Below are 4,857 nucleotides of genomic sequence, written 5' to 3'. Positions count from 1 at the left end.
ACGGTCGCGCTTAAACTGTACAATAACGTTGTCGGAATCCAGAACGCCTGGAGCTTTGCCAAGAAGCTCGGGATCACGACCCTGGAACCGGATGACTATACCGCAAGGACTGGCGTGCTGGGCGGCCTCGTTCATGGTGTGACGGTTGAAGAGCTGACCAATGCTTACAGCGCCATTGCGAACAACGGCCAGTTTAACGACGCCTACATGATCGAGAAAATCACCGACTCCAAAGGCAACATTGTGTATCAGCACGAAAACAAGCCGGTGCAGGCTTTCTCCAAGCAGACGGCCTATCTGATGACCGACATGCTGCGGACCGTCATCACCGAAGGAACCGGCGATGTCGTCCGCAAAAATTACAAGCATTTTAAATCCGTGCCGATCGTCGGCAAAACGGGTACGACCCAGAATTACGGCGACGTCTGGTTCATGGGCTATTCCCCTGACGTGACGCTCGGGGTCTGGGCAGGCTATAAGGAACAAAAGAACACCTTGACCACCAAGGCGGCGAAGAAACGCGCCCAGTCGATCTGGACCCTCGTGATGAACGAGGTGATCGACAGAGAACCGGAGCTGTTCAAGACTTCGAAGTTCGATAAACCGGACGGCATCGTAACCAAGACGGTGTCCGCCTACAGCGGCAAATTGCCGACATCGCTCACGGACCGGTTCGTGACCGACATTTTCAACAGCAAATACGTTCCGACGGAAAGCGACGACGGCATCGCCAAAGAGAAGTACATTACCTACAACGGCGTAAACTATATCCCGCAGGATGGTACGCCGGATGACATGCTCAAGGAGAAGGTCGTCGTCAAACGGGAAAAACCGATTTCCGAGCTGATCAAAGAGCTGGAGAACGCGTTTGCCAAAATGAAGGGCGGCCACAATGCGCTGTCTTACTACATCCCGAGGGATGCCAACAGCGACATGCCGACCAAGATCGATCCGCGCGTGGACGACGGCGCCGCACCGGCTGCCCCATCGAACGCTTCGATCTCGTGGAACGGCAGCAAGGCCGTCATCTCCTTCAGCCCTACCGGACAATCCGATGTCGTCGGCTACCGGCTGTACCGCTCGGATAACGGTGGCTCCTACCGGAGACAGGCCAGCCTTCTCGTCGGAGAAGGGTCATCCTTTACCAGCGCTGCGAGCGGCGGATCCAGCTTCTATGTCACGGCCGTCGACGTGGCCGGCAAGGAGTCCGCACCGAGCATGACCGTCGGCCTGGGCGGCGGATTGACCAACATTATCGGAGGCACGGACGATCCGTCCGGGGAACAAGGACAAAACGACGGGCAAGGACAATCCGGACGGCGGTGCGGCATCTGGAGAGACGCCAGGAACGGAACAGGCGCCTCAGACGGCTCCAGCCGCTCCTAGCGGGCTTCAAATGGCTGCTACAGAGACCGGAATCCAATTCCAGTGGACCGCCGCAGGAGCCCAGGAAATGGTCACAGAGTACGATGTTTATTACAGTACGAATCCGAACGGTCCGTACGTCAAATTAGGCACCAGCACGGAGCCTGGCTTATCGTACACCACATCGACCCCAATCAAAGGTTACTTCTTCGTTTCTGCGGTAAATAGTGCAGGCGAATCGCCAAAATCGCCCGGCGCCTACTTTGAGAAAAAGTGATGGACCTGGCAAGCAGTTACAGCATCACAAGAGGCAATCCCAGTATGGGATTGCCTCTTTTTTATTGTATCGGTGTCTGTTCATCAGAGAAACCGGGAAAACGAAAACAGCCGGCTGTCAGGGTATAACCCTGGGCAACCGGCTGTTCTTTTATTCTGTTTACGGCGTTATCCATTACTCTTAGCAAAAGATAACGCTCAATTCGACGCTTAGTCTTCAATTGTGGACAAATCGCCTGTCGGAAGGTTTAACTCCCACGCCTTCAGCACGCGCCGCATAATTTTACCGGAACGCGTCTTCGGCAGTTTATCCTTGAACTCAATTTCGCGCGGTGCAGCATGGGCCGATAATCCCTCTTTGACGAAGCGGTAGATCTCGTCCTTAAGCTCCTGCGACTCGGTGTAACCTTCGCGAAGCGAAATAAACGCCTTGATGATTTCGCCTCTCGTCGCATCCGGCTTGCCGATGACGCCGGCTTCTGCAACCGCCGGGTGCTCGACAAGCTTGCTCTCGACTTCGAACGGTCCGATCCGCTCGCCGGACGAGTTGATGACATCGTCGATCCGGCCTTGGAACCAGAAATAACCTTCTTCGTCCATGTATGCCGAGTCCCCGGAAATATACCAGCCGGGAATTCTGAAATACTCCTGATACTTGGCCGGGTTTTTCCAAATCTGGTTCATCATCGACGGCCAAGGGGCCTTGATGGCCAGATTGCCCATTGTATATGGAGCCACTTCCTTGCCGTTATCGTCCAGGATAGCGGCCTCGATCCCTGGAAGCGGGCGTCCCATGGAGCCAGGCTTGATGGCCATGGAAGGATAGTTACAGATCAGCTGCCCGCCCGTTTCGGTCATCCACCATGTATCGTGAATGCGCTGCCCGTATACCTTCTCGCCCCAGCGGACGACTTCAGGGTTCAGCGGCTCGCCAACGGACAGAACGTGGCGGAGGCTGCTGAGGTCAAACTGGGAGATCACATCGGCCCCGGCCCCCATCAGCATCCGGAAAGCGGTCGGTGCGCTGTACCACACCGTGACTTTGTATTTATCAATCGTGCCGTACCAATCCTGCGGGCTGAAGCGTCCGCCGCGGATGACATTGGTTACCCCGTTCAGCCATGGGGCAAAAATACCGTACGATGTTCCTGTTACCCAGCCCGGGTCAGCCGTACACCAATAGGTATCGTCTTCCCGAAGATCAAGGACGATCCGCCCCGTATAGTAATGCTGAATCATCGCATTCTGAACGTGGTATACGCCCTTCGGCTTGCCGGTGGAACCGGAAGTATAATGAATAATCAATCCGTCGCTGCGGTCCAGCCATTCGATCTGCAGGTCCGCAGGCGCTTCGTTCATTTCCTGCTTATAATCAATAATGCTGTCGTCCGTCTGTACATTGTCGCCAACGACGAAAATATGTTTCAAGTCGGGAAGCTCATCCTTCTTGACGCGCCCAAGCAGCTGCGGCGTCGTAATCAGGGCGACGGCCCCGCTGTCTTCGAGTCGATCCTTGACGGCCGTCTCCATAAACGCTTCGAAGAGCGGTCCAACGACGGCTCCCACTTTCAAAATACCCATGAGGGAGAAATAAAGCTCCGGACTCCGCGGCATAAAAATAAATACCCGGTCTCCCTTACCGATACCGTATTTGCGCAGCACGTTACCGAATTTGTCGGACTGCTCCTTCATCTCCGCAAAGGTATACGACTCGTCACGGGAAGCATCGCTGTACAGGAGCGCCGTCTTCGATCCGCGTCCTTCTGCCACATGGCGGTCAATTGCCTCGTAAGCCATATTTACCTTGCCTGTGTCATACCAGGTGAAATGTTTCTCCACATCTTCCCATTGAAACTCGGAACGAGCCTGTTCATAATCGCCCATATTGGATGATGAAACCACGCTCGGCAAGATTTCATTGTGAATTTGATCCATACTTTCATCCTCCCTCTGTTCTCCCATGCTAGGGCAGCGCTTACAATCTTGTATGAGTTCATGCCAATAGATTGACACCATACACATCATGACTTGATTTACGAGAGTTTTGAATGATTGCTGAAAGGGTATAGCATACAGGTTAAGCACTTACGGAAACAGCAAAAAAATGTGACTAATTTATGTCAGAGATATTATAGCACAGGATGTATGCCCCTGCCATTCCCTTTTCATTTATTTGTTTTTTTGCTATAAGTAGGTTAGAAGCAGAAAGGAGCGTCCAGATGGAACACCTCAAACTGTATCATGTCCATCCGCTGTCCCGCGAGGACCGCTGCCTGATTGTCGAAGGTCCCGTACCGCCGGGAAGGCTCGCGGAGCTTATGATGCATCCGGATCTCGATGCTTTCCGCAGGCCGGCCGAGCAGCACAAGGCGTTGATCGAAATCGCCGGCCTTCCGGAAGGGAGAATCATCATTACCCGGGATGAAAACGTGATCGTCGGCTATGTCACCTTCCATTACCCGGACGAGCAGGAACGCTGGTCGCAGGGCCATATGGCCGACCTGATCGAGCTGGGAGCGATTGAGGTGGCCAACAGCTACCGTTCGCTGGGACTCGGGCAGAAAATGATTACAACCGCTTTTGAAGGCGGCCAAATGGAGCCCTACATTGTCTTTACGACCGAGTATTATTGGCATTGGGACCTCAAATCCAGCGGCCTCAGCGTATGGGACTATCGCAAAATGATGGAGCGGCTGATGAAAGTCGTGGACATGGTATGGTACGCCACCGACGATCCGGAGATCTGTTCCCATCCGGCCAACTGCCTTATGGTCCGCATCGGCCGGGACGTTCCGCTGTCCTCCAAGGAACAGTTTGACCGGATCCGTTTCCAGCAGCGATTTATGTATTAACCATATACACAATGTTTCGGAGATGGCCTTTGCCATATGCCGGACAAGCCGAAAAAATCCCCGGTCTCCCGGAAGAGGGACAAAGCGAGCCGATCATCGTGCGGCTTCATCCTCTCTTCAAGGGACTGGGGATTTTTAGTTAGATTCCAATCGTTTCGATGCTTGTCGAGCCGCCGACTACAACCGCTGCACCATGTAATCCAGAATCGCATGGGAGCGGCGTGACGATGCTACCGTAAATTCGGCAAAATTGGCATGTGCCGAACCGTCGGCCTTGTCGGACATCGACCGGATCACAACAAACGGCACGCCGTTCATATAGCAGACTTGGGCTACGGCAGAGCCTTCCATTTCGACGCAGGCT

General features: G+C 54.0%; 4 protein-coding genes and 1 pseudogene. 3 read left to right on the top strand and 2 right to left on the bottom strand.

Features of this window, described 5'->3' with window-relative positions:
* Together CPT76_RS40355 and CPT76_RS22965 are read left to right on the top strand one after the other, a co-directional pair.
* Positions 1-1,218: pseudogene (locus CPT76_RS40355) on the top strand (penicillin-binding transpeptidase domain-containing protein); the annotation flags it as partial.
* Positions 1,219-1,396: 178 nt separating this feature from the next.
* Complete coding sequence (locus tag CPT76_RS22965; RefSeq protein ID WP_105444571.1) at positions 1,397-1,642, top strand: fibronectin type III domain-containing protein; 246 nt, start codon at positions 1,397-1,399, stop codon at positions 1,640-1,642.
* A 209-nt stretch (positions 1,643-1,851) separates the two neighbouring features.
* Here CPT76_RS22965 and acsA read toward each other — a convergent pair whose 3' ends face one another.
* A complete protein-coding gene (acsA, locus tag CPT76_RS22960) occupies positions 1,852-3,576 on the bottom strand; it encodes an acetate--CoA ligase (RefSeq protein ID WP_105444570.1) in 1,725 nt (574 codons plus the stop codon).
* Positions 3,577-3,860: 284 nt separating this feature from the next.
* Between acsA and CPT76_RS22955 the strand changes: the two genes are divergently transcribed.
* Positions 3,861-4,493: a GNAT family N-acetyltransferase gene (locus CPT76_RS22955; RefSeq protein WP_105444569.1), complete on the top strand. Its 633-nt coding sequence runs from the start codon at positions 3,861-3,863 to the stop codon at positions 4,491-4,493.
* 177 nt (positions 4,494-4,670) lie between these two features.
* Here the strand turns inward: CPT76_RS22955 and CPT76_RS37710 are convergent.
* On the bottom strand, positions 4,671-4,857 hold a 187-nt coding region (locus tag CPT76_RS37710; RefSeq protein WP_483870071.1), incomplete at its 5' end, for a phosphorylase family protein.

It is taken from the genome of Paenibacillus sp. AR247, from assembly GCF_002968895.1.
Lineage (GTDB): Bacteria > Bacillota > Bacilli > Paenibacillales > Paenibacillaceae > Paenibacillus_AQ > Paenibacillus_AQ favisporus.
Note: the sequence above shows the minus strand (reverse complement) of the source record. Positions and strands in the feature narration are given on the sequence as shown.

What these genes read in the sequence shown, in the direction of transcription:
- CPT76_RS22965 (WP_105444571.1), top strand. Translation starts at nt 1,397, where the DNA reads ATGGCTGCTACAGAGACCGGAATCCAATTCCAGTGGACCGCCGCAGGA.
- CPT76_RS22955 (WP_105444569.1), top strand. Translation starts at nt 3,861, where the DNA reads ATGGAACACCTCAAACTGTATCATGTCCATCCGCTGTCCCGCGAGGAC.
- acsA (WP_105444570.1), bottom strand. Translation starts at nt 3,576, where the DNA reads ATGGATCAAATTCACAATGAAATCTTGCCGAGCGTGGTTTCATCATCC.